The sequence below is a fragment of the Haloplanus vescus genome, assembly GCF_900107665.1.
GTDB lineage: Archaea > Halobacteriota > Halobacteria > Halobacteriales > Haloferacaceae > Haloplanus > Haloplanus vescus.
In genome coordinates this window covers 2,286-28,113 of record NZ_FNQT01000002.1, presented here as the reverse complement: position 1 = coordinate 28,113, position 25,828 = coordinate 2,286, and the positions used below count along the sequence as shown (strand labels likewise).

Sequence of the window (25,828 nt, the reverse complement as noted above, 5' to 3'; positions counted from 1 at the left end):
CCTACTCCCCGACTGGCACCCCGCTGAGGACGACGAGCGAGATGACCCAGTAGGCGACGTACAGGCCCCCGAGGACGACGCCGTGCCACCGCCGCACGTTCTTCGTGTAGAAGAAGTAGGCGGCCAGCGCCGTCACGAGAATCATGAAGGGGAGGTGGAAGGTGAGCACCGACGAGGAGATGGTCACGTCGCTGAGGAACATGACGACGCCGACGTTGCCAGTCACGGAGAACAGCACGCTCCCGATGACGTTGCCGACGCCGATTTCCGGGAACCCGCGGCGGACCGGTTCGAGCGTGAGCATGATGTCCTCGAAGGTCAGGATGAGGGTGAGGAAGGTGGCGCCGAAGACGGTTTCACCGATTCCGAACCCCTCGATGACGACTTCCGACCCGCCCTCCAGCAGCATGGCGGCGAAGACGATACCCGCGAGGGCGACGATGGAGAGGCCAATCCAGACGAACCCGGAGTCGGCGAGGTCACCGAGAATCCGGTCCTCGGGGATTTCGTCGAGCGAGTGGGGTCGAGCGACGCCGCCGTCCGGTTGCAGCTCTTTGCCGAGCTCCGTATCCCGGAAGACGGGGATGTCGCGCTGGCGTTCGCGGACGATGAAGTAGCCGAAGGCGAAAAGGAAGAAGGCGGTCAGGACGACGCCGTGGACGAAGGTGAGTGTCCCGATGAGGGCAAAGGGGACCAGAATCAGCGGCGCGAGGCCGAAGATGACGATGTAGTCGGTCGGCAGGTCCACGGGGAACGGCTTGACGATGGCGGCGATGGCGAGCGTCACACCAATGATAGCGAGGCCCGTCCCGAGCGCCGACCCGAGCGCGGCCTGTTCGAGGCCGCCGCCGGAGAGGACGAGCGCGAGAATCGTATCGTCGAACTCGAAGCCGGTGAAGACGATGGCAAGCGCGAACAGCGACATCCGCGTGTTGAGCGATGCGCGCGCGAGGTAACTGATGAGTTTCTCCGTACAGGCGGTGAGAAGGAGAATCCCACCGAGAAGGACGATGACAGCCCCGATGGTCCCCTGTGCCTCGACGAACCCGGAGATGGCGCCTTCGATGCCGCCTTCCTCTTCCTCGCCGCCCTCGTCGGCGCCCGCTCCGTTCCCACCGTCGTCGGGCGACTGGGCGGCGACGGTGCCGACGGGGGCGTCGGCGCCGAGGTCGGTTGCGACGGCAGATGCCGCGGGCGAGGCAACGAGCAGCGACAGCAATAGTGCGACCGTAACGAGAGTGCGACCGTGTGCTGGCATTCGCCCAAAGGTCTGGCAACAGGGGGCTTATACCTCCGTTCTGGGGTACGGACGTACGCCGAACCAGCGCACACGAACTGGGTACGGTGAACGACGATACATGCAAACGGGACCCGAAATCCGGAGAGAGAAGCCGCCGAATGGGACTCTCCGGTACCGAACTACACCATGTATAATAATTCAACGTACGAACCTACACGGATGAGGAGATATAACAGACCCCACCGGTAACGACCGGCGATGCGATTTGCGAACCGTCGTCTGGGCGTCGTGTTGATAGTTGTACTACTGTTGTCGGCGGTGGGGACGGGGGTCGTCGCCGCGCAAGCGGAAGAAGAGGGCGGCGAGAGCGGTGAACTCCTCGAAGTATCGGGGTGGGCCGCGGTGGCGACGCTGCTCCTCGGGTCGCTCATCCTCCTCGCGAGCATCGAACTCCTGATTCACGCGCTGATACGGACGGCGCTCCGGTTCGGCGTCTCGGCGTTCGTCCTCGCGGTCATCTTCTCGGGGTGGGAGTTCGACAACGTGGCCTTCGGCCTCTTTACTGGGTTCGCGGAGATGCAGAACGTCGCCTTTGGCCTCGCCATCGGGAACTCCGTCTCGATTTTCGGGATGACACTCGCACTCGGCGCCATCGCGATTCCGTTCACCGTCGACGTACCCAGAGACTATCTGGTGTTGATGGTCGGGTCGCCCTTACTCCTGATTCCACCCTTGCTGTCGGGGTCGCTGACGCCGACGCTGTCGATTCTGTTCATCGCCGCCTACGTCCTCATCTTCGCGTACATCCTCCGTCGCGAGGGGCAGATGGACCGGACGTTCATGGAGGCCGACGAGGTGAAAGACATCGCCACGACGACGGACGGGCAGGGCGAAGCGAGCGTGCCGTCGTACGTGCCCGGCCCAATCCAGACGCTGACCGAGTTCAAGTGGTTCTGGCCGGCGATGCTGTTGGTCGGTATCGGCGGCATCGTCGTCGGCGCCGAGGGCGCATCGACAGGCGTCGAGGGGATTCAGGCGACGTGGAACCTCACCGGCACGTTCATCGGCGTCACGCTGGTGACGGTGTTGCTCACCCTCGACGACCTGCTCCTGATAGTCGAACCGCTCCGACTGGGCTACTACGACGTCGCCGTCGGGGGCGTCATCGGGAGCCTCCTGTTTTTCGTCACCGCGAACGTCGGCATCATCGGCCTCGTGGGGACCATCAACTTCCGGTGGGAGACGGTCTTCTTCCACCTGCCGACGCTCTTCGTGTTCGCCGGCATCGCGGGCTATCTCTTCCACAGGGGCGAAGTGACCCGGCGACACGGGGCGCTGTTGCTCGGGATGTACGTCCTCTATCTCGCGATCAACATTCGCTACTTCGCGACGCTTCCCGTCGAGGGTTAATCCGTCTCCTCTACCTCGTCGGCGTGGAGTAGAAACATGGGGTCCGGGCCGGGCGAGGCTCGAAGTTCGATGCGCTTTGTCAGGCGGTAGTACTTCCGCCGACTGGTCCGGTAGCTCTCGACGATGCCCGCCTCCTCCAGCGTCGAGAGGTGATGGACTGCCGTCTTGCCGTCCATCCCGACTCGGTCCGCGAGCTCGGAGACGTACCGCGGCTCGCTCGATAGTTCGCGGATAATCTTGAGCCGCGCCTTGCTCCCGAGAACGTCGAAGAGAGACATCGGTTGCCGGCTCTAGGGGCGCACACTATTTTACCTCTCTCCTCTATAGACGAAGTATGGCTGACCTACCCGACGCGAACGACGGGCCACGAACCGTCACCGACGGCTACTTCGAGCGAGAGGTGCGACTCTCGCGAGAGGGGACCGCGGCGTTTCTCCGTGACCTCGCCGACCAAATCGAGTCCGAACCCCGCCTGACCATCTCGACCGACGAGTGGGAGATTCCCTTCGAGTTCGACGAACCCATCGAAGTCGAGGTGGAGTTCGTCGGCGAAACCCACCGCCAACTCGAACTCGAACTGGAGTTCGAGTGGTCGCCCTCGGAGGACGAACTCGGCGTGAACTGAGAGACGTATAAACGTTTCACCGGAATTATTATACTAATCCTGTCCTGATAGCCGCGTATGAGACGAACAGCGACGCGACGCGCGTTTCTCGCCGCTGCCGGCGTGGGCGCGAGCGGGCTGGCCGGCTGTCTCGGCGGCACGGGCGGGGCGGACACCGGGACGACGACGGGCACCGCGGTTCCGGGCGACTCTTCACTCCTTCTCAACTGGAAGCCGAGCGGGCTTCACGTGCCCTACTTCGCGGCAAAGGCGAACGGGTTCTACGAGGAAGAGGGGCTGACGCTCTCGTCCATCCAGACGGGCGAGGGGTCGACCTTCTCGGCCAAGCAGGCCGGCCTCGGGAACGTCGACTTCGCGGTGACGAGCGGTGACCAAGTGCTGAACGTCAACAGCCGCAACCTCTCGCCGCAGTCGGTGGGCGTCGTGATGCAGAAGAGCCCGATGGTGGTGTTCTCGACGCGGGACACCTTCGGCGGGGAGTTGACGAGCGCCGACCAGCTGGCGGGGAAGACGGTGGGCACCGGGCCGGGGATGGTCCGGACGCTGACGACGCTACTCCTCGAAGAGGCGGGCGTCCGCGAGGACGTGGAACTGGTGGATACGGGGTACGACACCGTCCAACAGCTCCTCTCGGGTGAAATCGATGCCGCGGGCGGCGTCTTCGGCGACGCCATCAGCGCAGAGGCGCAGGGCTACACCGTCGACAGCATCCGCGTCGGCGACAGCGTCCCCTCCTACGGGCACGTCCTTGCCGTCGAGCAGTCGTGGGCGAGTGAGAACGAAGCGGCGGTGCGGGCCTTCCTCCGCGGCACCGCCCGCGGGGCGGCGTGGGCACAGCAACGCCCCGGCGAGGCGACCGACCTCCTCGTCGAGGCCAACGGCGTCCTCGAGGAGTCACGGGATCAGCAGCGAGCGAAGTGGGAGCGGATGGCTACGGAGTTCATGACCGGCGACGCCGTCGCCGAACACGGCTGGGGGTGGAGTCGGAGCGAACCGTGGCAGGTCACCCACGACGCCCTCGCGAGCGCCGACGCCCTCGGCGGCGAGGTGGACCCGTCGACCGTCTGGACGAACGAGTATCTCGATACCGACTACCAGTATATCGGTTCGTACAGCGACGCCGTCTGATGGCCACGAGCGACCGGCGACTCTCGGCGGTGACGCTGCCCGGGACCAGCGGTCGGGCCGTGAGCGCGGCGCTTCGCCGACTCTGGCCGCCGACTGTCGTCGCCGTCGCCGTCGTCGTCGCGTGGGCGTGGTTCGTGCGCGCGACGGGCGTGCCGCCGGTCGTCCTCCCCGGACCGGGCGACGTGCTCGCGGCGGGGATGGACACGTACGCGACGCTGCTGGCCGCAGCGGCGACGACGGCGACGACGGCGGCGCTCGGGCTAGCGGCGGGTATCGTCGTCGGCCTCTCGCTCGCGTTCGCCATGGTCGGCTCACGGACCGTGGCAGCGGTCGTCCACCCGTATCTCATCGCACTTCGCATCGCGCCGCTCATCGCCATCGCGCCGCTCGTCTTCCTCTGGATTGGCGACGGCATCCTCGCACGGGCGTCGCTCGTCGCGACGATGACCGTCTTCCCCGTCGCCATCGCGTCGGTCGACGGCCTCCGAGCGGTTCCCGAGGAGTACACGGACCTCGCGGAATCGGTCGACGCCAGTGCGGTGCAGACCTTCCTGTGGATTCACGTCCCCGCCGCCGCACCGAGCGTGTTCGCGGGCGTGAAACTCGCGGCGGCGCTGGCCGTCGTCGGCACCGTCGTCGCGGAGTTTCTCACCCTGCAGGCGGGCATCGGCTATCACTTGTTTCACACCGCGGAGTATCTCCAGACGAGTCAGACCTTCGCCGCACTCGGCGTACTCACGCTCCTCGGCCTCGCGTTCTACCTGCTTCCGGCGGCGGTGGAGCGCCGACTTGACTGGTAACTACTGCCACGCGACGCGCCGGTAACACAGCGCGACGCCGCCGTAGAGACAGAGACCGATGGCGAGGAGGACGGTCAGCGCGGCGAGCATCACGTCCACCTGCACGTTCTCGGACGCGGCGAGAATCAGCGAGCCGAGGCCGTCGTTCGCGAGAATCCACTCGGCGACGACGGCGCCGACGACGGCGAGCGTGACGGACTGTTTCACGCCTGCGAAGACGTCGGGGAGCGCGTGGGGTAGCCGCACGGCGAGGAACGTCTGCACCGCACCGGCATCGACCGACTGAAGCAGGTCAAGGTGTGAGTCGGGCGTCCGGTCCAGTCCCGCCGCGGTGCCGACGACGATGGGGAAGAAGACGATGAGCGCGACGAAGACGACGGCGGTGTCGAAGCCGACGCCGAAGTAGATGAGGAAAATGGGCGCGACGGCGATTTTCGGCAGGACGCGCAGGGCGACGAGGTAGGGGTAGACGGCCCGTTCGAGGACCGGAACCGCCCAGACGACGAGCGCGAGCGTGAAGCCGGCGGTGATACCGGCCGCGCCGCCGACGAGCACCTTCCGGAGCGTCGCGACGGCGTTCGTCAGGTACAGGTCGGGATTGCCGGCGAGGCGGGCGACGACGGCGGCCGGCGAGGGGAGGAGGAATGGGGGGATGGCGAGGGCGACGGTGAGCGCCCACCAGACGCCGACGGCGACGACGAGGGCAGCGAGTGGGAGGACGACGCTGGGTGCGCGTCGAGCGACGGTCATGCGTCGTCGTGGAGCGCGCTCCGGACGCGGGTGACCTGCGTGCCGAACGCCTCGCTTCCGAAGACGGACTCGTCGCGGGGGCGCGGCAGGTCGATGTCGAACTCGCCGACGATTCGCCCCGCACCGCCAGCCGAGGCGCCGGAGACGACGAGACAGCGGTCGCCGAGGAAGACGGCCTCGGGGACGCTGTGGGTGACGAACACGACGGTCTTGCGGTTCTCGCGCCACAGGCGAAGGATTTCGACGCCCATCTCGTCGCGCGTGATTTCGTCGAGTTCGCCGAACGGTTCGTCCATGAGCAACACGTCGGCACCGAGGTGGATGGCGCGGGCGATGGCGACACGCTGTTTCATGCCGCCGGAGAGTTCGGCGGGCCGAGTGTCCTCGAAGCCGTCGAGACCCGTCGTCGCCAACAGGTCGCGCGCGCCGTCGGGGTCCGGGTCCTTGCCAGCCATCCGGCGGAGGAAAGTCACGTTCTCGACGGCCGTCTTCCAGGGCAGGAGGGTGTGGTCTTGGAAGACGAAGCCGAGGCGGGCGTCGGACTGGGCGACGGCCGGCGGGTCGCCGTCGACGCTGACCGACCCGGTCGTCGGCGTCTCCAGCCCCCCGATGGTCCGGAGGAGGGTGGTCTTCCCACAGCCGGAGGGACCGACGACGGTGACGAACTCGCCATCGTCGATATCGACCGAGACGTCGTCGAGCGCGCGGAGGTCACCGTACGTGACCGAGAGGTTCTCGACGTGAATCATGTTCGACCGATTGCTTCGGCCTGTTCGAGGGCGACGCGGAGACGCTCCCAGGTGTCGGCGGAGTGCCACCCCCAACCGTTCTTCTCGACGGCGTCGCCGCCGGCGAACCTGTCGAGCGCCTGTTCGAGTTTGCGGCGCTCGTCGTCGAGCGGCGACCCACATGCTTCGGCGACGGCCTGTGTGGCGGCGGCGGGGTCGGTCCGTGCCGTCGCCCAGCCGTCCATCGCGCCTTCGAGGAAGCCCCGGAGTGCGTCGGGACGGTCCCGAAGCGTCTCGCGGCGGACGACGAAGGCCGGCCCGGGGACGGGAAAGTGGTCGGCCAGCAACACCGAGTCCACGTCGTGACCCATCCCCTCCAGTTCGAGGGGGTCGGTGAAGACGCCGGTCGCCACGTCGGCGTCGCCGTCGAGCAACGCGGCGCGTTCCTCGCCGTCGGCCCGGACGGTGGTCACGTCGTCGACGACGCCGGCCTGAGCGAGGAAGAGACGGCCGAGGGCGCCGGTTTCAGACCCCGCGGGCATGGCGACACGGCGGCCGCGGACGTCCTCGACGCTTCGGAGTGGGCCGTCGAAGGCCGACCGGGTCGTGTAGAGGACGACCATCGCACGCTGGTAGTATAGCGCGAGCGGTACGATATCGTGTCCATCCGCGTGCGCGCGTAGAAGTGTGGCAGCGCCCGTCAGCCCGACGTCCACGTCGCCGTCGGCGACGGCAGAGAGCGCGGCCCGTGACCCCCGACAGCCCGTGAACGTCACGTCGGCGTCGTACGTCCCCGCGAACAGGGGGGCGTGGAGGCCGTTCGGGTCCCAGTTCAGGCCGACCGAGACGGACGCGTCGTCGGCTCCAGTCGTCTCGCGGGTCGTGTCGACGTCGTCGCCGAGCGTCGAGGCGACGGTGGCCGCCTGTTCGAGGAGAGCGTCGGCGTGGGCGGCGCGGACGCGGGCGATGGTGTCGGCGCGGCCGGCGTCGGCGCGCCACCCCTTCGGGGGGCGGCCAGGGGCTTCGCTGTCGACGGTCGTCTCCGTGACCAGCTCCAGGTCCGTGAGGGTTCCCAGCACGTCCGAGACGCGACCGCGGCCGAGGTCTACGCCGACGCGGACGGCCAACCGAGAGGCCGCTTCGCCGGAGAATCGCTCGGACTCCTCGCGGCCCACCAGGTAGGCGAGGACGCGCGCCGCTTCGCGGTCGAGGCCGGTAGCGAACGCCTCGATCATCGGCTCGTCCTCGTCACCGAGGATGGGGAACTCTCGAACTCGCACGTCCGTACGTTGACGCCAGGGGATATATAAACTGCGTGCGCCTCGGGGAGATGTTGTTCTGAAACGTACACGAGTGGGCGTGTGTGGGAGTGCCTGACGCAAATTCACCACATTTATTATATCGAAACCAAAGGTTCGACTCGATGGTCTCAAAACAGTCGAAGAAGTTCCTGTCGCGGCGAAAGTTTGCAGCCACGCTGAGTAGCGCTGTTCTGGCTGGTCTCGCGGGTTGTAGCGGCGGCAACGGTGACAACGGCGGCGAAGCGACGGCGACGGCAACGGCCACGGAAACGTCGGAGCCGACGGCGACGGCGACGTCGACGCCGGCCGAAGAGGCGGACGCGACGGTTACGGTCGGTCCGGGTGGCAGCCTCCAGTTCGAGCCGTCGAGCCTCCGAGTCTCGCAGGGCGACACGGTCGAATTCGTCTTCGACTCCGGCGGTCACAACGTCTCGGGTCATCCCGACGCACACTCGGACGTCGAACTGCCCGAGGGTGCCGACCCCTGGGCGAGCTACGACATCTCTGGGAGCAAAATCAACCACCTCTCACTCAATCAGGCTGGCTCGACGTATCGCCACACCTTCGAGACAACGGGCGAGTACACCTACGTCTGTGTCCCGCACGCGTCGTCGGGCATGGTCGCTAGTATCACGGTCCGATAACTCGCAAACGGCGTTCAGACGCCTCCGTTCTCCCCTGTACGCTAGTTGTCTGGATACATCCTTATACAACTAAGTTTAATTAAGCGCCTCAATTGTGAAATATATCACAAAGTTAAATATAGACAATTACTACGGTTCGTATGGAGTGGTATGGCATGTCGCAATATGTAAACGGAATGCCCCAGATCGGCCAAGAGGATCGTCGACAGTTCCTCAAGGTCGTCGGGCTCACCGGCGCAGTGGCAGCAGGCAGCGAGTTCACCCTGAGCGACCTCAGGGGCGAAATAGAAGGGGAAACGGCGGGGGAACTCGCCGCTATGGGCGAATCCATTCGCAGCGACCTCGTCGGCACGCTCGACGCAGGTCTGCTCGGTAGCGAGCTCGCCTCCCTCGAAGGCCAGATCGAGCGTCTGCCCGAGCTGCGGGCGATGGGCGTTCCGGCCGAGGAGAGCACAGAGTATCAACAGCTCGCCGAGCCCGGCTGGGCTATCCACGAGCATCTCACGGAAGTCGGCTTCTTCGAGAGCGTGGAAGAGCACCTGCCGGAGTTCACGCCCGAGCACATCGGTGCGACGGCACGCGAGTTCATCAACACGGGCGCACTCGCGTCCGCGCTGAACGAACTCGGGTACAGCGAGGAAGAGCTGACGTCGACGGTCGTCAACGTCGTCAACAACAAGGAGCGCCTGGCCATGTGGGTGCCGACGAAGAACATCCCGGCCGGCGTCGAAGGGTTCGACCCAGCAAACATCGCCCCGCTCCACCAGCGAGCGTCGGCCGGTGTCCTGCTGTGGACGGACTACCTCGACACGTACCTCTGGCAGAACGAGGTACTCATGACGGACACGATCCTCGACAACAACTACGGCGACCTCAAGCAGATGTACGCCGGCCTGCACCTGCTCGCGAACGCGGCCGAAGATCTCGCGGGTTCTCAGGAACTCAACGACGCGCAGCTGACGGCTGCGCTGTCTGCCGGCGCAGCGATGATGATCGTCGGACAGGAAGACCTGACGAATGACGTGATGCGCATCACGGACGAAATGCGCGCCCCACGCACGGGAGGTGCGTAACGCATGGCTAGCATTCACCAACACGACGCAGCGGTAGAAGCGGCACAGAACATCGAGATGGTGGAGGTCGAGGACGGCTATACGCTGACCAACCTCCCCGAGGAGTCGATCACGCAGCAGTTCGACATCGACCAGATCCCGCAGAAAGACGTCACGCAGGAGATGCGTGAGGCCTCGGCAGTCGAGGACGAAACCAGCTGGCTGATGTACGGCGGTAACTATCAGCAGCAGCGCCACACCAGCGCAGACGTCATCACGCCGGACAACGTCGAAGACCTCGAACTCGAATATCTGGTCCAGAGTGGCGTCGCCTCCAGTATGGAGGGTGTTCCGGTCGTCGTGCCCGGCGATCCGCCGGTCATGTACCAGACGAACGGGCCGAACCACGCGAAGGCTATCAACGCCCGAACTGGTGAGACCCTCTGGAGTTACACGTACGCGAACCCGCAGGGGCTGCTTCTCTGCTGTGACGCGAACAACCGTGGCTTCGCTGTTCACGGCGACAAGGTCTACATGACCACCCTCGACTCCGGTATCGTGGCGCTCAACCGCTACACCGGGGAAGAAGAGTGGTACACCTCGACCGGTGACCACGAAGTCGGCTACTCCGCTACGTGGGCACCGATCGTCCACGAGGGCAAGGTCATCACCGGCTCCGCCGGTGGCGAGTACGGTGTCAGCGGGTTCGTCGCAGCCCTCGACCCCTCGAACGGGGAAGAGATCTGGCGAACGAACACCACGCCGTCCGAAGAGTGGGCCGGCGACTCTCACGAACACGGTGCCGGTACCGTGTGGATGACGCCGACGCTCGACCCCGAGAGCGGCATGATCCACGCGCCGGTCGGGAACCCCGGTCCGGACTTCGACGGCACCGTCCGTCCGGGTCCGAACCGCTACACCATCGGGACGCTGACCCTGGACGCCGAAGACGGCTCCATCCAGTGGCACTACGGCGAGTCCCCCCACGACGTGTGGGACTACGACTCCTCGGCGCCCAAGATCCGTGTCAACGACATGGACATGGGTGACGGCGAGACGAGCGACGTCGTCATCAGCCCCGGCAAGACGGCCTGGGTCTACACGATGGACGCCAGCAACGGTCAGCTGCTCGAGCGCTCGGGCGAGACGACCCAACACATCAACATGTGGAAGATGGTCCCGCACGTCGACGAGGACCGTCGGGTCTCCTTCGTCCCCGGTGCGCACGGTGGCAACGACTGGCAGCCCCCGTCGTACAACCCCGAGACGGGCCTGGTCTACGTCAACCAGAACAACGCGCCGCACGAAATCTTCTGGGAAGAGGCGCAGTACGAGGCCGGCCAGACCTACTGGGGCGGCGGCCTCAACGACTGGCCCGACGTCAGCGAGCCGTCCAACTGGAACGGCAACCTCAGTGCCATCATCGCCGTCGACCCGGTCTCGGGCGACGTCGAGTGGCGTGACTGGATCTCGGCCGACGAGACCAGCGACTACCTCTGGGGCGGGTCCATCACGACCGCGAGCGGTCTCACCTTCGCTGGCACCCAGAACGGGAACCTGATCGCCTACGACGGCGAGACGGGTGACCGCCTCTGGCAGTTCCAGCTCGGTGCACCGATCTGCTCGTCGCTCTCCAGCTGGTACGACCCCGGCGAGGGCAAGCAGTACGTCGCAGTCCAGGTCGGCGGGTCCGGTTGGCTCCACGGCGGTCGCCGTGGCTCCACCGTCGCCGTCTTCGGTCTCAGCGAGTAACACACGCGATTTCTCCGTTTTTTCGCATCGACGAATAGCGGTGTGTACACCTAATATGAGGTGTGTTGTCTAACCGAGTACCCCTAATTTTATTTAATGTGGGATACACGGAACGAGTATGGCGACGCGAAGACAATTCCTGATCGGTGCTGCGGCAGCGACGACCGGACTGGCCGGCGCCGCGGGATCGGCATCCGCACAAGCACAGACCTTCGAACTCGAACTTACGGAAGACGGGTTCGTTGGTCGAGCACCCTCCAGCATCGAGGGGACGACCAACCCGACGCTGGAAGTCGAAGCTGGTAGCCGGTATACCATCGAATGGACGACGAGTTTCATTCCCGAGAGTACGCAGGCCGGCACGGCCCGCCACAACCTCGTCATCGCGACTGAGGACGGCGTCCTGCGCCGTGGCGAGTACGTCTTCCAGACGGGCGTCAGTCGCACGGCGACGTTCAACGCCGCCGCGAACCTCTCCCAGTATCACTGTGAAGAGCACATGGGCGAAGGCGGCGACTTCAACGTCTCCGGCGGCGACATGAGCACCGCGACGGCCACCGAAGGTGGCGACATGGGCACCGCGACGCCCACCGAGAGCGGTGGCGAAGGCGGCGAAGGCGGCGAAGGCGGCGAAGGCGGCGAAACCTCGGGGGGCGGCCCCGGCTTCGGCGTCGGCGCAGCAGTGACCGCGCTCGGTGCGGCGACCTACGGCGCCCTGAAGCGCGACAGCGACGAGTAAGTCGTCGACTAACGCTCACAGCTTTTTTCGAGGTGTACTCCTAACTGCGGAGCGATGCGTCTCCAATCAGTCGGTGACCGACTGCGTCGCCCGGAGTATACGGGCGAGAACCGGTGTCTACCGTGTACGGTCGTGAACGTCTGTCTCGCGCTCATTGCCGCCGGCGTGGTGACAGTTGGCCTCGGACCTGTCGGTGGGCTCCTCGTCTTCACAGGCGCGCTCAGCGCCATCTACTTCCGTGGCTACCTGGTTCCGGGCACGCCGGAACTCACGATGCGGTATTTCCCGCCGTGGCTCCTGGAACTGTTCGGCAAAGAGCTCGAACTCCGCGAGACGCTCACGCCCGTCGAGGGTGTGGCCGTGCGCGCGACGCCGGAGGGCGGGCGCCTCGTCGGGTCGTTCGCGGCGGCGTGGGACGACCGCATCGAGACGATGCGAGAGCGAGGCGTCGAGGACGCCGACGTGGCGACGCTGCTCGGCGTCGACGAGGCGTCGAGCGTCCCCGGCGACGTGGCCTACGTCGTCGACGGGGGCCTCAGACAGTGGCTCTCGGAGTCGGCGCTGCTCGCCGATGCCGCGGCGGCGGCCATCCTCGACGAGCGTGGCGGTGAGACATGGGCGTCGCTCGGCCCGGACGAACGGGTGGCGACGCTTCGGGACCTGCGGAAGCTACTGGGGTACTGTCCGCTGTGTGATGGTGACCTCGTTCGCGACAAAACAGAGACCGTCGAAACGTGTTGTACCGAATCCGAGCGGGTGTTGATGGCGACGTGCAGCGAGTGTGACGTGCGGTTGATCGAGGACTTGGGTTAGTCGTCAGCCGGCGCGTCGGCGTTGGCGTCGGTGTCTACCGTGACCTCGATTTCTGCCGCAGCGGCCTTGAACTCCGGAATCTTCGCGCGCTCGTCGAGCACGTCGTTCGTGAGGCGGTTGCCACCGGATTCGGGGAAGTGCGGCGTCGTCCACACCGTGCCTTCCTTGATATCCTCGGTGACGCGGGCCTCGACCTCGATTTCGCCGCGTCGAGATTTGAGCGTGATGTACTCGCCGTCCTCAACGCCGTACGTCTCGGCGTCGTTGGGATGGATGTCGACGAAGTTCTCCGGTTCGACGCGGTTGAGCGTCGCGGAGCGCCGACTCATCGTGCCCGTGTTGTAGTGTTCGATGATACGACCCGTGGTGAGGATGAGCGGGTAATCCTCGTCGGGCGTCTCCTTGGGCGGCTGGTGTTTGACGCCCTCTATCTGCCCGAGACCGCTCTCGGTCGTGAAGCCGTCGCCGTAGAGGTAGTCGTCACCCTCGTCGCCGGGCTCGTAGCAGGGCCAGTGGACACCCTCCTCGCCGAGGCGGTCGTAGGTCATGCCGTGGAAGATGGGCGCGACCTGTCGGAGTTCCTCGAACACTTCTTCGGGACCGTCGAAGTCGAAGGTGCCGTCGCCGAACAGACGGTTGCCGATGTCACACAGGATTTCCTGGTCGTGTTTCGTGTTCGGGTGGACCTTGCCGACGCCGCGCATCCGCTGGGTGCGGCGGTCGGTGTTGACGACGGTGCCGTCGCGCTCTGCCCACGACGTTGCGGGCAGAATCACGTCGGCGTACTCGGCCGTCTCCGTCTCGTAGATGTCCTGCACCACCATGAAGTCGAGTTCTTCGAGTCGCTTCTCGACCTGGTTGGTGTCGGGTTCGCTCATCACCGGGTTCTCGCCCATGATGTAGAGCCCGTGGATGGTGTCGCCGATTTCGTGAGAGACTTCGACGTTCGTCAGGCCGGGCGTCTCCGGAATCTCGAAGTCCCAGACCTCCTCGACGTCTGCGCGAACCTCGGGGTCGGACACGTCGCGGTAGCCGGGGAGGACGTTCGGCATCGCGCCCACGTCGGACGCGCCCTGCACGTTGTTCTGCCCGCGGAGCGGGTTGACGCCCGTGCCGGGACGGCCAAGGTTGCCCGTGATGAGCGCGAGGTTGATTTCGTTCTGGACGTTGTCGACGCCGCAGGTGTGCTGGCTCATCCCCATGCCAGTGAAGATAGCGGCGTTGTTCGCCATCGCGTACTTCTCGGCGGCGAGTTCGATGTCTTCGAGCGGGACGCCACACTCCTCGGCGGCCTCCTCCTTGTCGAAGTCTTCGAGCGTCTCTTTCAGGTGCTCGAAGCCCTCGGTGCGCTCGGCGATGAACTCCTCGTCGATCCAGTCGTTCTCCAGAATCGTCTTGAGGACGATGTTGAGCAGCGGGATGTCCGTGCCCGGCTCGAGCTGGAGATGCATGTGACGGTCGGTCTCGTCGATTTCGAACGACCGCGTCGTCTTGTTGGCGTGGGGGTCGACCTGAATGACCGTCGCACCCTCGAGGACGGCCTGTCGGAAGTACTGGCTGTTGGCGATGGGGTGCTGTTCGCCGGGGTTAGCGCCCTGAATCCAGAAGACGTCCGCGGACTCTTCGAGGTCCTCCATGCTGTTGGTCATCGCGCCCTCGCCGAGGCTGTTTTTGAGCGCGTACACCGTCGAGGAGTGACACATCCGGGTACAGGTGTCGATGCTGTTGGTGCCGTAGCGCCGGGCGAGCTTCTGGATGAGGTAGTTGTCCTCGTTCATGGCCTTCGAACAGCCATAGAAGCCCATCCCCTGGGCGCTGTGCTCCTCGCGGATGCGTTCCATGTTGTCGACGACGTACTCGTACGCCTCGTCCCAGGAGACTTCCTGCAGTTCGCCGTCGTCGTCGCGGATGAGCGGCTCAGTCAGCCGGTCCTCGTGATTGACCGACTGGGTCGCCGCGCCGCCCTTGATACAGATACTCCCTTCGTTGACTGGGGCGTCACCCCACGGTCGGAAGGAGACTTCGCCCTCGTCGTCCTTCGTTATCTGGATACCGCACCCCACCCCACAGTACGGACAGATAGTCTTGACTGGCCCGTCCGATTCGTCGCTGGATTCGGATGACATCGTACGTGAGAATCGACATGGTAAACCATCAATGTTGTCATCGAGTACCGTGCGAAACCCCATCGTCGAGGGCTTACATCGGAGATTGCGGTGACTGACCCCACAAGGAAACGTTCACGCATCGGCGCCCGAATGCGTACGTATGACGGGTTACAGGCCGCGAACGGACGGTGGGGGTTCGCCCGCGACCGACCTCACCGCCGACCGAGTTGCCGAACTGGCCGACGCGTACGAAGACAACGAACCGTTCGACCTCGTCGAACGAGAACACGTCCAGACGCTCCCGCCGGCGTTCGCCACCGGCGATATCGGCCGACGCGACGCCGAGTGGGTCGTCCAGTGGTACTACCGCCGGGGCAGCGTCGACGACGCCGAACGACGCGCCGCCGAGGAGCGATTCCTCGACAACGACTACGAGACGATGGTCGCCGCGATTCAGGACGCCGCCGACGCGACGGCGCTCGACGAACGAATCGACGCTCTGACCGCCCTGACCGGCGTCGACGTGCCCATCGCCTCCGCGTTTCTCGCGTACACCCATCCCGAGGAGTGTGTCGCTATCGGCGAACGCGAGTGGACCGCGCTGAACGAGGCGGGCGAACTCGACAGCGCGTACCCCGACGACGTGACGAGCGACGACTACGAGAATTATCTCGACGCAGTACAGGCCGTTGCGACCCGGACCGACCACGACGTGTGGACGGTGTACCGGGCGCTGTGGCGACTGGGCGCCTAGCGACCGATTCGCTCGGCGTAGTTCGCGATGACCGGGTCGGAGTCGTCGACGTACTCGTTCGTCCACGCCTCGTTGGGGTCAACCGGCGACTCTAAGAGGTCTGTCTCCGCCAGCATCTCGCCGAGGTTCTCCCAGCGACGGGAATCGAAGTGACCCCACCCCGCCTCGCGGACGAACTCCGTGAACTGGAGGTCCTCGGCGGACGCGAGGAACTTCATTCGCTCGACCTCGCGGTTGTGTTCGAGCTGGGCGTTGCGGTCGATGAGTGCGTCGACGGCGCGGTCCGGGTCGTTCGTCGCCAGTTCCCACCCGCGGGCGGTCGCACGCAGGAACGACCGAATCGTCTCGGGATTCGACGCCGCGAAGTCGGGGTTGGTGACGACGGTCATCCCGTAGACGTCGAGGTAGTCCCCGATGAGGAGTTCGTCCGCCGTCCGGTCGTGTTCCCGTTCGAGTTCCTTCCCGTTGGTGACGACGCCCACCGCGGCGTCCACGTCGCCGTCGAGCAACTGGTGTTCGACGCGGTGGTGGGTGTGTTTCTGTACGTCTTTCACCTCGACCTCGTCGCGAATCCCCCGCTCTTCGAGCAACTGGAGCGTGAGGATGCGGGTCTTGGTCGCCGACGGCGCGACGGTGCGGCCCCGAAGCTGTTCGGGGTCGGTGAAGGCCTCACCGAAGACGTCGCGAAGGCTGTAGATAGTCGCCGGCGTCTTCTGACTCATCGCGGCGACGGCAAGCGGTTCGAGGCCCTGACTGCGGACCGAGAGGACGGCGCTCCCCCCAGAGAGGCCGAGGTCGCTCCGCCCCTTGGCGGTCTGTTCGGCGGCGAAGGGAGAGCCGTGACCCTCGACGAACTCCACGTCGAGGCCCTCGTCGTCGTAGAAGCCCTCGCGGCGCGCGAGGAAGTAGGGTGCTTGGAAGCCGTTCGGTTCCCAGTTCAGTTGGAAGGTGACGGTGTCGGTCATGGGTCCACCTCGAAGGTTCCTTCAGGAATCTCCTCGACGCCGAGTGCGTCGGCACCGGCGACGGCTTTCAGATGGTCGAACAGGCGATACATCCCGTCGATGCTGTCCTCGTCCCAGTCGCGGACGACCATGTCGCGCCACCCGTCACGCACCGCGCGCATCACCTCGGGGTCGTCATAGGACATCAACTCCTCGCTTATCTCCTCCCAGATTTCGTCGTCTTCGACGAGTTTGTCGACGGCGTCGCGGTAGGCGTCGGTGAAGGCCCGGACCGTCTCGGTCTGCTCGTCGAGATACTCGCCGCTCGTGAGGAACGGGGCGATGGGGAGTTTGTTGTCCGTCTTCGAGAGTCGCTGGACCAACTCCGAGACGGGGAGGACATTCTCGTAGGGCCCCGTCTCGGTTATCTCGGGGATGATTTGCCAGAACTGGAAGCCGGCGTCGACGTCGCCCTCGCGAATCATCCGCGTGAGTTCGACTTTCGAGCCGGCTTCGACGGGCGTCGCCGTCTCGTCGGGGTCGAAGTCGTGAAACTCCCGGCAGGCCGCCCGCGTCAGAATCCAGTTCTTGTCGAGACGGCGGACGACGCCGATGCGCTTGCCCGAGAGGTCCTCTAGCCCGTCGATGTCGCTATCTTCGGGCGCGACGAGGCCGCCGACCGTCCGCCCGTAGGGGTGGAAGGCGACGATATCGGCCCCGCCCGCACGCTCGCGGGCGATGGAGATGTAGTCGATGTCGATGAGGTCGGCGTGGCCCTCCTGAAGCAGCTCCTCCACCGTCTCGATACCGTCTTCGAGCGCGTCGGAGACGAGTTCGACGTCGAGGTGGAAGCCGTGGTCACGGTCGAAGCCGAATCGCTTGATGGTGTAGAGCAGGTAGCGCGGACTGCCGTTGTGCTCGAAGCGGGCGCGCATCTCCGGCAAGTCGCCCGGGTCCTCGTGGTGCTCGTCGAGTGCCGCCTGCTGAACGTCGACGTGGTCCTGACTCATCGGTGCGAGACTGCGTAGGACGGTCGTCGTGGCGACTCCGATTCGGCGCGGGCGACGAATCTCGCCCAACAACGTGTTACGGTCGACATACCCGCAGGGTACGACCGAATCCTGATAAAAGTTCCTCGGAAAGGTTTATAATTCGGTGGCGGCGGGACGGAGCGTCCCGTCCGGAATCTCCTCGATGCCGAGGGCGTCCGCGCCGGCGACGGTTTTCAGATGGTCGAACAGGCGACGCATCGCGTCGATGCGCTCCGAGTCCCAGTCGCGGACGGCCATGTCTCGCCACCCGTCACGCACCGCGCGGACGACGACGGGGTCGTCGGTCTGCATCAGGTGGTCGCCGATATCCGTCCAGAGGTCGTCGTCGGCCCGGAGGCGGTCGGTCGCCTCCCGCGCCGCCGCCGCGAACCCGCTGACTGCGTCGGGATGCGCGTCGAGATACGACTCCCCGGTGAGGAAGGTGGCGATTGGCACCTTCTCCTCGGCCCCCGAGAGTCGCTGGACCAGCGTCGACACCGAGAGCACTTCCTCGAAGGGACCGGTGCGGGTCAGCTCCGGCACGAGCGGCCAGAACTGGAAGCCGGCGTCGACCTCCCCCTCGCGAATCAGTCGAGTGAGGTCCGCCCGAGAGTCGGCCTCGACGAGCGTCGCCGTCTCGTCGGGGTCGAAGTCGTGAAACTCCCGGCAGGCCGCCCGCGTCAGTATCCAGTTCTTGTCGAGGCGGCGCGTCACCCCGATGCGCTTCCCCGAGAGGTCCGCCAAGCCGTCGATGTCACCGTCCTCGTGAGCGACCAGACCGCCGACGGTCCGTCCGTAGGGGTGGACGGCGACGATTGCTGCCCCGTCGGCGCGTTCCCGCGCGACCGAGAGGTAGTCGGTGTCGACGAGGTCGGTGTCGCCCTCGTGGAGGCGGTCCCTGATGGTCTCCATCCCACTCTCGAGCTCGTCGGAGACGAGTTCGACGTCGAGGTGGAAACCGTGGTCGTGGTCGAGGCCGAACCGCTTGATCGTGTAGAGCAGGTAGCGAGGGCTGCCGTTGTGCTCGAAGCGGGCGCGCATCACCGGCCGGTCGCCCGGGTCGTCGTGATACTCGTCGAAGGCGGCCTGCTGAACCTCGATGTGGTCCCGGTCCACGGGTCAGCGGAGTGGCGAGACGATGGCGTCGATGTCGGCGTCGTCGTCGATCAACTGGCGCTGTTTCATCCAGTCGAGGTGGTAGTCGAGGTCCTCGCGATCCGCGAGTTCCGGCACCTCGTACTCCGGCACGTCGATGTCCTCGCGGACGGCGTCGGTGTCGATGTCCTCGAAGAGGTCGGGCGCGACCGTCTCGTCTTTCCAGAGCATGTCGAGATACTGGTCGCGGTAGGCGTCGGGGTCGGCGTTGATCGTCTCGACGGCGCGGCGATACGCGCGCATGAACGCGTCGAGCGTCTCGCCTTCGAGCGCTTCCGCGCCGACGACGCCCATGTGGTTCTCGAACTCCAGTACCTTCTCGAAGCCGAGATGCTCGGCGAGGGTGATGTGCGGGTCGAGCAGGGTCACGGCCTCGACGTCGCCGTCGCGGAGCGCCTGCAGTCGGTCGGTCGGCATCCCGTGACCCTCGATGGACACCTCGTCGGGGTCCATGTGCTCTTCGAGAGCGCGAATCGCGGTGTACTCCTGTCCCGTCCGCAGGTTGACGCCGACGGGTTCGTTCGCGAGGTCAGCCGGCTCTTCGATGTCCGAGTCGGGGCGAACGAACACCGCGTAGGGCTGGTCGGCGAAGGTCCCCTTGGCGACGATGCGGCCGTCGTCGAACTCCCACGTCCGCTTGAGACTCTCCCACTTGCAGATTGGGTAGAGGTCAACGTCGTTGTCATCGGTAAGCGTCTCCTCTGCGGGGATGTACTTGTTCGTCACGCAGGTCCGGTCGCGCTCTATCAACTCGACGTCCAGACCTTCGTCGGCGAAGTAGCCACGTTCGGCAGCGACACGCTGGGGCAGCATGAACGAGAAGGGCAGGTGGAACACCCTGATCGTCTCTGTGCCAGACATACACATTGGGTACGACTGGTTGATTATAAAAGTTCCTCAGGAACCTTTATTAATTACCCTCGGTATCGGGGACGTGGGGACAGATTGTATGAGGCGGATCAACGACGAGCGGGCAGAGAGCGAGGAAGTCGCGTCGGGCGTGTATCTCGCCGACCTCGCGGCCGGCGAGCGCGCTTCGATGAAACACTGGCGAGTCGAACCCGGGTCGACCCTTCCCGTCCATCGGCACGATAACGAGCAAATCGGCTACATGATTCAGGGGACGCTCACGGCAATCACAGACGACGAAGAGATAACGCTCGAACCGGGCGATTCGTATCTGTTTACCGCCGGCGAACTACACGGTGCCGAGAACCGCGGCGACGTACCCGCAGTCGGTATCGGCGTCCTCTCACCGCCCCGCTCCGACCCGGACTGGAAACAGTCCTAATTCCGATTCAGCCACCGACGAGTCGACCACACCGCTCTTCTGAGACCGTCCCGTCGGCTCGCCACCCACGCCGTTCGTAGTACGCGTCCAGCGCCGCGTCCAACCCGTCGACGCCGTAGGGGAGCGCTTCGTCGTCGCGGCGGTCCCGCCCGCGGCGGTTGTTGAAGCCACGCTCCAAGTCGACGATGCGAGCGCCGAGTGCGTCCAACTCGTCCGGACTGGCGTCCAAGAGCGTCTGCAGTCGCTCGTCGGTCAGCGTCCCGCGCGAGAACCGGCAGGCGATGGCCGAATCCAGCGCCGCGTTGTGGTTCTCCGAGTCGACCAGCGCCGCCGCCTTGCCGTCGAGCGTATCGGCCGGGAGGGCGTCCTCGCGGTCGACGAGCGGATACTCGTAGACGTACATCCCGCCGTAGAGGTGGTCGGCGCCGCGGTTCGAGGTGGCGAAGGCGAGTGCCTGCCCCGCGAGTGCGCGCCCGTCGTGGGCGGCGAACTCCATCCCCTTCATCGTCCAGTCCGGGACGCCGAGGTCGTCGTGACAGCGAGCGATACCCTCCGCCAACAGGTCACCGACCCCCTCGCGGTGGGCGATGCGCTCGATGAGGTCGTGGACCAGGTCGGCGTCGCCGAAGGCGTCCTCCGCGGCGAGATACGCCGACACCACGTCGCCACACGAGATGGTGTCGAGACCGAGTTCGTCACACCGGTCGTTTGCCTCCATCACCGCGGGCAGGTCGTCGACACCCGCGTTGCTGCCGAAGGCCATCAGCGTCTCGAACTCCGGACCCTCCGTCTCGATACCCGTCGCCTCGTCGGCAGTCGGGAGTTTGCAGGCGAAGGCACACCGCGAGCACGTCCCCCGACCCTGCTTTTTCTCGGCGACAGCGTCGCCGCTCAGGGCGTCGGCCCCCTCGAACGACTGCTCGGAGAAATAGCGCGTGGGGAGGGCGTCCGCCTCGTTCGCGAACGCCGTGAGACTTGGGGTCCCCTGCGATTTCATGACGTGGTCGCTCTCGGCGGCGTCGCGGTGGACCGCGCGCGCAACCTCGCTCGCCGCGGCGTCCAGGTCCGGGCCGGGCGTCGCGTCGCCGTCGAAGGTCAGCACCTTCACCCCCTTCGAACCGAGTACCGCGCCGAGGCCGCCGCGCGCGAACGCCCGGTGGTCGCTGGTCATGATGGCCGCGAAGCGAACGCGATTCTCGCCCGCCGGGCCGACGCAGGCGACGTGGCTCTCGTCGAGGCCGTGTCGCTCGCGGACCCACGACGACACCGCGGAAACCGGCTCCCCGGCCAGTTCGGGGACGGACTCGAACGTGACGCCGTCGTCACGGACGTGGACAGCGAGGGGGTCGTCGCTCGCGCCCGCGATTTCGACCGCCGAATAGCCCGTCGCGACGAAGTTATCGGAGAGGAAGCCCCCGGCGTTCGAGGACAGCAACCCGTCGGTCAGTGGGGAAAGACCCGTACACGAGAGGCGGCCAGCGAAACTCGTCGTCGCCGTCTGGAGCGGTCCCGCTGTGAACACGAGGCGGTTCTCGGCGCCGAACGGGTCGGCGTCGAACGGAATCCGCTCGTAGGCCAGTCGCGTCCCGAGGCCACGTCCGCCGACGAACGCCTTGCGCGCCGCGTCGATAGATTCGACCCGCGATTCGCGCGCGCCGACGTCGATGGAGAGCAGGGGACCCTGTGCGTGTCGCATCGCTCCGAGGAACGAGGGGAAGACACATAGATTCGTCGCAGGGTAGGGAAAACCTATATCGGTCGGCACTCGCCAGTAGTGGCATGGACGCCGTCGACCACATCAACATCGACGTGGACGACCTCCACGAAGCACACGAGTTCTACGAAGACGTCCTCGACCTGGACCTCCTCCGCCCGCCGGAGGACTTCAAGGGCGCACACGTCATGTTCGAGACGGGCGCCGGCACCGTCGTCACCCTCATGGAGACGGGCCGCGCCGAGAAGTGGAACGAGAAGGACCCCGCTCACCCACTCGACAAGGCCCACATCGCGTTCGAGACCGACCGCGACACCTACCAGTCGCTGATGGACGAGTTAGAGGGCCAGTTCCCGAAACAGGGCCCCTACGACTGGGGCGAGTTCGAGGGCTTCTACTTCCTCGATCCCTCCGGCAATCTCCTCGAAATCGTGACCTACGACCCCGCACCGGCGGACCGCGAGCGACGCCTCATGGACCACGACGACGTGGAGTGAGGCGTCGACCGATTCGTCTGCAGTCGACGAGTCTCAGTCCTCAACGCGCGCTTCGACACCCGCCATGTCCTCGATGACCTGCATCACGCCGGAGTTGTCGTCCTTGCCACGGCCGGTGGCGACCATCGACTTGTACATCTCGTGGACGAGTTCGGTCTGGGGCATCGGCGACTGGTAGGCCTCGCCCGCGTCGGTCGCGATGCGCAGGTCCTTGTATTGGTAGTCGGCGAAGAAGCCGGGGTCGAAGTCGCCTTGAATCATGCTCGGCGCGCGGTTGTCGAGCGCCCAACAGCCCGCGGCACCGCCGCTGATGGCGTCGACGACAGCCTCAAGGTCGGCGTCGGCCTGATACGCGAAGACGAGGGCCTCGCTAACGGCCTGCATCGTCCCCGCGACGACGATTTGGTTACAGGCCTTCGTGACCTGCCCGGCCCCGTTGTCGCCACAGTGGGTGACGGTCTCGCCCATCACGTCGAGAATCGGGCGACAGCGTTCCAGCACGTCCTCGTCGCCACCGACCATAATCGAGAGCTCCGCCTCAATGGCACCCTCTTCGCCGCCGCTGATGGGGGCGTCGAGCATGTGGGCGCCGCGCTCTCGGACCTCCTCGGCCAGTTCCTCGGTGACCATGGGCGAGATGGTGGAGTTGTCGATGACCACGTCGCCCTCGCTCAGGCCGGCGAGGACGCCGTCGTCCTTGCGCATTACCTCGGCGACCACGTCGTGGTCGGGCAGACACATGATGGTCACGTCGGCCCGCTCGGCGGCCTCTTTCGGCGTCTCGGCCGCCTCGCCACCCGCTTCGACGTGTTCGTCGACCGGTCCCTGCGAGCGGTTGTGGCCGACGACGGTGTAGCCCGCATCCAGCAGGTTCTTCGCCATCGGTCCACCCATAATTCCGAGTCCGACGAAAGCGATTGTTTCGTCTGCCATACCCATTTCACGCCACCGACCCGACATAAATGGGACGGAAGGAGAGACCGTGGGGACCCTTGATGGGGGCGGCGCCACAACGCCGCTCCATGTCCACCGATACCGAGGACGGAATCGAGCGCCGAATCGGCGACCGACTCCGCGAACGCGACGAGACAGTCGCCGTCGCCGAATCGCTCACCGGCGGCCTCGTCGGCTCCCTCCTCACCGACGTGCCCGGGTCCAGCGACTACTTCGACCGGAGCATCGTGACCTACTCGAACGACGCCAAACTCGACGCGCTCCGTGTCAGTCGCGAATCGCTCGACGACCACGGCGCCGTCTCCGCGCCCGTCGCCCGCGAGATGGCGCGCGGCGTCCGCGACGACGCCGAGACGACGTGGGGCGTCGCCACTACGGGCATCGCCGGGCCAAGCGGCGGCACCGAGGAGAAACCAGTCGGCCTCGTCTTCGTCGGCGTCGCCTACGCCGCCCCGTGGGGGAGCGGCGACTCCTTCGCCCGCGCGGAGCGCCGCGTCTTCGACGGCGACCGCTCGACGGTCAAATCCGAGAGCGCCCGGTGGGCGCTTCGCACCCTCGACGACGTGATGGACTAAGTCGTCGTCACGAGTTCAATGACGTCGCGGTCCTCGAGTTCGTGGCCGCCGCCAATCTGGCGCGAGGACCGGCAGTCGATGCCGTGGAGCAACCCGTCGCCAAGGTCCGTGTGGATGTGGTTCGCAAAGTCCTGCGTCGTCGACCCCGCGGGCAAGAGGAAACAATCGCGGAACGAGCCCTTCTCCGAGGTCGACCCGTCGTCGCTCCCCGGGAACACCGCGATGAGGTCGAGGGCGTCGAACAGCGCCGCCTCCAGCGACGCCTGCACGCCCGTCCCGCCGAAGTCGTCGAGGAGCGACCGAATCTGGTCGAGACCCGCCTCCTGTTCGGCGCTCACGTCGGCGACAATGTCGAAGTCGTCGGCTCCGGGCGTGTACTCGATTTGGCCCGCCTCTTCGGCCGTCTTCAGGGCCTTCTCCGCGTGCGCGCTCGTCGGCACGAACGTCAGGTGGTCGTAGTCGGGGTCGTCGGTCACGGCCTCGAAGTTCTCCTTGGCCGCCGGGTCGTCTATCTTGTTCGCGGCGATGACCATCGGCTTCGTTCGCTTGCGAATCTCGCGGGCGAGCGACTCGCGGTCGGCCTCGTCCCACGTCTCGGGGTCGAGGTCGAGTCCCTCCGCGAGGATGATCTGCTTGATCTCGTCTTCGTTCGTCCGGAAGGCGCTCATCTGCTCGGCGAGGTCGGACTCAATGCTCGCGTCCGCACCGTGGTACTTCGTCTCGAAGCGCTCGATACCCTTCTCCAGCACGCCGAGATACCACTGGTCGAGTTCGTCTTCGAGGAAGTCGATGTCGTCGCGCGGGTCGTGACCCTCGGTCTGTTCGCCCTTGCTGTCGGTCTTGCCCGAGAAGTCGACGACGTGGACCAACACGTCCGCCTCGTTGAGGTCGCTCAAGAACTGGTTGCCGAGGCCCTTCCCCTCGTGAGCGCCCGGAATCAACCCGGCCACGTCGACGAGTTTCGCGGGGACGAAGCGGGTCCCGTCGTCGCAGTAGCCGACGCTCGGCGTACACGTCTCGTCGAACTCCGGGGCCGCACACTCGACGCGAACGTACGCCTCGCCGACGCTCGGGTCGATGGTCGTGAACGGATACGCCCCCTCGGGAACGTCGTTCATCGTCGCCGCGTTGAAGAACGTCGACTTGCCCACGGAGGGCTTGCCGACCAGACCGATGGAGTAGCTCATACTACCCGTCCGCTGTCGGCGGGCAAAAACGACGCTATCCCGCCGCGGTATGTCTGTGTTACCCACTCGCAATCGCCTCGCTTATGCGCCTCGCGTGCCGACTCCGCCCATGACCGACGACGACGCGCCAGCCGACACCTTCGGCGTGAGCATCGGCGTCGACGACGACGCCGCTCGATTCCTCGTCCACGTACCCTCAGCGCTCGACGCGGACTGGCGTGACCGCGACGCCTTCCAGCGACTGGTCGAAGAGGCCGTCTGGAGCCACCTCGACCGCGACCCGACGCTCCGCACCGCCACCGAGGTTGCCGACCCCGGCGAACGCGTCGACCTCGGGACGGTGACGCTCCGCCCCGACGGCACCGTCGTCGACCACACGCTCAGCGCACCGGAATCGTAACGGCGTTGCCACTCGGCGGGCCGAAATACACGTCAAAACCGCCAGCACCGCGAAAAGAGAATCCGGTTCAGTTAGCGGCCGTTACCGTTGCCGTTGCCGCCACCGTTCCCGCCAGCGTTGCCGTTGCCGCCGGCGCTGTTGCCGCCGTCGTCATCGTCCGAACTGTCCGAGTCGTCGCTGTCGTCGCTCGAACTGTCGGAGTCATCAGAGTCGTCCGAGTCGTCAGAGTCGTCCGA

The 25,828-nt window shown here is 65.8% G+C and carries 27 protein-coding genes; 14 read left to right on the top strand and 13 right to left on the bottom strand.

The annotated features are described in order from the left end of the window. Position 1 precedes the first annotated feature (1 nt). A complete protein-coding gene (locus tag BLU18_RS07800) occupies positions 2 to 1,258 on the bottom strand; it encodes a sodium:calcium antiporter (RefSeq protein WP_092633721.1) in 1,257 nt (418 codons plus the stop codon). Between the two features lie 240 nt (positions 1,259 to 1,498). On the opposite strand from BLU18_RS07800, the gene BLU18_RS07795 reads away from it, so the two are divergent. Further along, positions 1,499 to 2,650 (top strand): sodium:calcium antiporter, encoded by a 1,152-nt coding sequence (locus BLU18_RS07795; RefSeq protein ID WP_092633719.1) that lies wholly within the window; start codon positions 1,499 to 1,501, stop codon positions 2,648 to 2,650. Here BLU18_RS07795 and BLU18_RS07790 read toward each other — a convergent pair. Beyond that, positions 2,647 to 2,928, bottom strand: coding sequence for an ArsR/SmtB family transcription factor (locus tag BLU18_RS07790; protein WP_092633717.1), 282 nt, complete (start codon positions 2,926 to 2,928; stop codon positions 2,647 to 2,649). The genes BLU18_RS07795 and BLU18_RS07790 overlap by 4 nt on opposite strands. A 56-nt stretch (positions 2,929 to 2,984) precedes the next feature. Between BLU18_RS07790 and BLU18_RS07785 the strand changes: the two genes are divergently transcribed. Genes BLU18_RS07785 through BLU18_RS07775 form a run of 3 tightly spaced genes read left to right on the top strand, consistent with a single transcriptional unit; the run spans position 2,985 to position 5,203 of the window. Next, positions 2,985 to 3,275 (top strand): amphi-Trp domain-containing protein, encoded by a 291-nt coding sequence (locus tag BLU18_RS07785; protein WP_092633715.1) that lies wholly within the window; start codon positions 2,985 to 2,987, stop codon positions 3,273 to 3,275. A 57-nt stretch (positions 3,276 to 3,332) separates the two neighbouring features. Next, entirely contained in the window at positions 3,333 to 4,403 is a 1,071-nt protein-coding gene (locus BLU18_RS07780) for an ABC transporter substrate-binding protein (RefSeq protein WP_092633713.1), read from the top strand. Next, positions 4,403 to 5,203, top strand: coding sequence for an ABC transporter permease (locus BLU18_RS07775; RefSeq protein ID WP_092633711.1), 801 nt, complete (start codon positions 4,403 to 4,405; stop codon positions 5,201 to 5,203). The genes BLU18_RS07780 and BLU18_RS07775 overlap by 1 nt, the downstream gene beginning before the upstream one ends. Here BLU18_RS07775 and BLU18_RS07770 read toward each other — a convergent pair whose 3' ends face one another. Genes BLU18_RS07770 through BLU18_RS07760 form a run of 3 tightly spaced genes read right to left on the bottom strand, consistent with a single transcriptional unit; the run spans position 5,204 to position 7,961 of the window. After that, a complete protein-coding gene (locus BLU18_RS07770) occupies positions 5,204 to 5,953 on the bottom strand; it encodes an ABC transporter permease (RefSeq protein WP_092633709.1) in 750 nt (249 codons plus the stop codon). It abuts the gene before it with no gap. Further along, on the bottom strand, positions 5,950 to 6,702 hold the full coding sequence (locus BLU18_RS07765) for an ABC transporter ATP-binding protein (RefSeq protein WP_092633707.1): 753 nt from the start codon (positions 6,700 to 6,702) through the stop codon (positions 5,950 to 5,952). The genes BLU18_RS07770 and BLU18_RS07765 overlap by 4 nt, the downstream gene beginning before the upstream one ends. After that, the gene (locus BLU18_RS07760) at positions 6,699 to 7,961 is read right to left on the bottom strand and encodes an ABC transporter substrate-binding protein (protein WP_092633705.1); all 1,263 of its coding nucleotides are present in this window, start codon (positions 7,959 to 7,961) and stop codon (positions 6,699 to 6,701) included. Before BLU18_RS07760 ends, BLU18_RS07765 begins: the two co-directional genes overlap by 4 nt. Before the next feature lie 143 nt (positions 7,962 to 8,104). On the opposite strand from BLU18_RS07760, the gene BLU18_RS07755 reads away from it, so the two are divergent. The 5 genes from BLU18_RS07755 to BLU18_RS07735 all read left to right on the top strand — a co-directional run bounded on the left by BLU18_RS07755 (position 8,105) and on the right by BLU18_RS07735 (position 12,982). Then, positions 8,105 to 8,626: a plastocyanin/azurin family copper-binding protein gene (locus BLU18_RS07755; protein WP_218124079.1), complete on the top strand. Its 522-nt coding sequence runs from the start codon at positions 8,105 to 8,107 to the stop codon at positions 8,624 to 8,626. Between the two features lie 140 nt (positions 8,627 to 8,766). Then, entirely contained in the window at positions 8,767 to 9,699 is a 933-nt protein-coding gene (locus BLU18_RS07750) for a hypothetical protein (protein WP_092633702.1), read from the top strand. Positions 9,700 to 9,702: 3 nt separating this feature from the next. Beyond that, positions 9,703 to 11,430 (top strand): pyrroloquinoline quinone-dependent dehydrogenase, encoded by a 1,728-nt coding sequence (locus tag BLU18_RS07745; protein ID WP_092633700.1) that lies wholly within the window; start codon positions 9,703 to 9,705, stop codon positions 11,428 to 11,430. A 118-nt stretch (positions 11,431 to 11,548) separates the two neighbouring features. Further along, positions 11,549 to 12,169, top strand: coding sequence for a PGF-CTERM sorting domain-containing protein (locus BLU18_RS07740; protein ID WP_092633698.1), 621 nt, complete (start codon positions 11,549 to 11,551; stop codon positions 12,167 to 12,169). 54 nt (positions 12,170 to 12,223) lie between these two features. Next, on the top strand, positions 12,224 to 12,982 hold the full coding sequence (locus BLU18_RS07735) for a DUF8054 domain-containing protein (protein ID WP_092633696.1): 759 nt from the start codon (positions 12,224 to 12,226) through the stop codon (positions 12,980 to 12,982). Here BLU18_RS07735 and fdhF read toward each other — a convergent pair. Then, positions 12,979 to 15,108 carry a formate dehydrogenase subunit alpha gene (gene fdhF / locus BLU18_RS07730; protein WP_092633694.1) on the bottom strand — a complete coding sequence of 710 codons (2,130 nt, stop codon included), beginning with the start codon at positions 15,106 to 15,108 and terminating at the stop codon, positions 12,979 to 12,981. The two genes, BLU18_RS07735 and fdhF, sit on opposite strands and share 4 nt — an antisense overlap. 142 nt (positions 15,109 to 15,250) lie before the next feature. On the opposite strand from fdhF, the gene BLU18_RS07725 reads away from it, so the two are divergent. Further along, positions 15,251 to 15,844 carry a hypothetical protein gene (locus BLU18_RS07725; RefSeq protein ID WP_218124078.1) on the top strand — a complete coding sequence of 198 codons (594 nt, stop codon included), beginning with the start codon at positions 15,251 to 15,253 and terminating at the stop codon, positions 15,842 to 15,844. Here BLU18_RS07725 and BLU18_RS07720 read toward each other — a convergent pair. From BLU18_RS07720 to BLU18_RS07705, 4 genes are all read right to left on the bottom strand, one after another. Continuing rightward, positions 15,841 to 16,809: an ABC transporter substrate-binding protein gene (locus BLU18_RS07720; protein WP_092633692.1), complete on the bottom strand. Its 969-nt coding sequence runs from the start codon at positions 16,807 to 16,809 to the stop codon at positions 15,841 to 15,843. The two genes, BLU18_RS07725 and BLU18_RS07720, sit on opposite strands and share 4 nt — an antisense overlap. Next, positions 16,806 to 17,798, bottom strand: coding sequence for an ABC transporter substrate-binding protein (locus BLU18_RS07715; RefSeq protein WP_092634539.1), 993 nt, complete (start codon positions 17,796 to 17,798; stop codon positions 16,806 to 16,808). The genes BLU18_RS07720 and BLU18_RS07715 overlap by 4 nt, the downstream gene beginning before the upstream one ends. A gap of 135 nt (positions 17,799 to 17,933) precedes the next feature. Further along, entirely contained in the window at positions 17,934 to 18,935 is a 1,002-nt protein-coding gene (locus tag BLU18_RS07710) for an ABC transporter substrate-binding protein (protein WP_218124077.1), read from the bottom strand. A 3-nt stretch (positions 18,936 to 18,938) separates the two neighbouring features. Next, a complete protein-coding gene (locus BLU18_RS07705; RefSeq protein WP_092633690.1) occupies positions 18,939 to 19,841 on the bottom strand; it encodes an ABC transporter substrate-binding protein in 903 nt (300 codons plus the stop codon). Positions 19,842 to 19,923: 82 nt separating this feature from the next. Between BLU18_RS07705 and BLU18_RS07700 the strand changes: the two genes are divergently transcribed. Continuing rightward, positions 19,924 to 20,265, top strand: a complete 342-nt coding sequence (locus BLU18_RS07700) for a cupin domain-containing protein (RefSeq protein WP_092633688.1) — start codon at positions 19,924 to 19,926, stop codon at positions 20,263 to 20,265. A 7-nt stretch (positions 20,266 to 20,272) separates the two neighbouring features. On the opposite strand, the gene BLU18_RS07695 is transcribed toward BLU18_RS07700, so the two are convergent. Continuing rightward, on the bottom strand, positions 20,273 to 21,961 hold the full coding sequence (locus BLU18_RS07695) for an aldehyde ferredoxin oxidoreductase family protein (protein ID WP_092633685.1): 1,689 nt from the start codon (positions 21,959 to 21,961) through the stop codon (positions 20,273 to 20,275). Positions 21,962 to 22,044: 83 nt separating this feature from the next. On the opposite strand from BLU18_RS07695, the gene BLU18_RS07690 reads away from it, so the two are divergent. Then, positions 22,045 to 22,476 (top strand): VOC family protein, encoded by a 432-nt coding sequence (locus BLU18_RS07690; RefSeq protein ID WP_092633683.1) that lies wholly within the window; start codon positions 22,045 to 22,047, stop codon positions 22,474 to 22,476. A 33-nt stretch (positions 22,477 to 22,509) separates the two neighbouring features. On the opposite strand, the gene BLU18_RS07685 is transcribed toward BLU18_RS07690, so the two are convergent. Continuing rightward, positions 22,510 to 23,409: an NAD(P)-dependent oxidoreductase gene (locus BLU18_RS07685; protein ID WP_092633681.1), complete on the bottom strand. Its 900-nt coding sequence runs from the start codon at positions 23,407 to 23,409 to the stop codon at positions 22,510 to 22,512. An 89-nt stretch (positions 23,410 to 23,498) separates the two neighbouring features. Here BLU18_RS07685 and BLU18_RS07680 point away from each other — a divergent pair, with 89 nt between their 5' ends. After that, positions 23,499 to 24,005, top strand: coding sequence for a CinA family protein (locus tag BLU18_RS07680; protein ID WP_092633679.1), 507 nt, complete (start codon positions 23,499 to 23,501; stop codon positions 24,003 to 24,005). Here the strand turns inward: BLU18_RS07680 and BLU18_RS07675 are convergent. Next, positions 24,002 to 25,192, bottom strand: a complete 1,191-nt coding sequence (locus BLU18_RS07675; RefSeq protein ID WP_092633677.1) for a redox-regulated ATPase YchF — start codon at positions 25,190 to 25,192, stop codon at positions 24,002 to 24,004. The two genes, BLU18_RS07680 and BLU18_RS07675, sit on opposite strands and share 4 nt — an antisense overlap. Before the next feature lie 109 nt (positions 25,193 to 25,301). On the opposite strand from BLU18_RS07675, the gene BLU18_RS07670 reads away from it, so the two are divergent. Continuing rightward, positions 25,302 to 25,592 carry a DUF8124 family protein gene (locus tag BLU18_RS07670; protein ID WP_092633675.1) on the top strand — a complete coding sequence of 97 codons (291 nt, stop codon included), beginning with the start codon at positions 25,302 to 25,304 and terminating at the stop codon, positions 25,590 to 25,592. Positions 25,593 to 25,828: the final 236 nt, after the last annotated feature.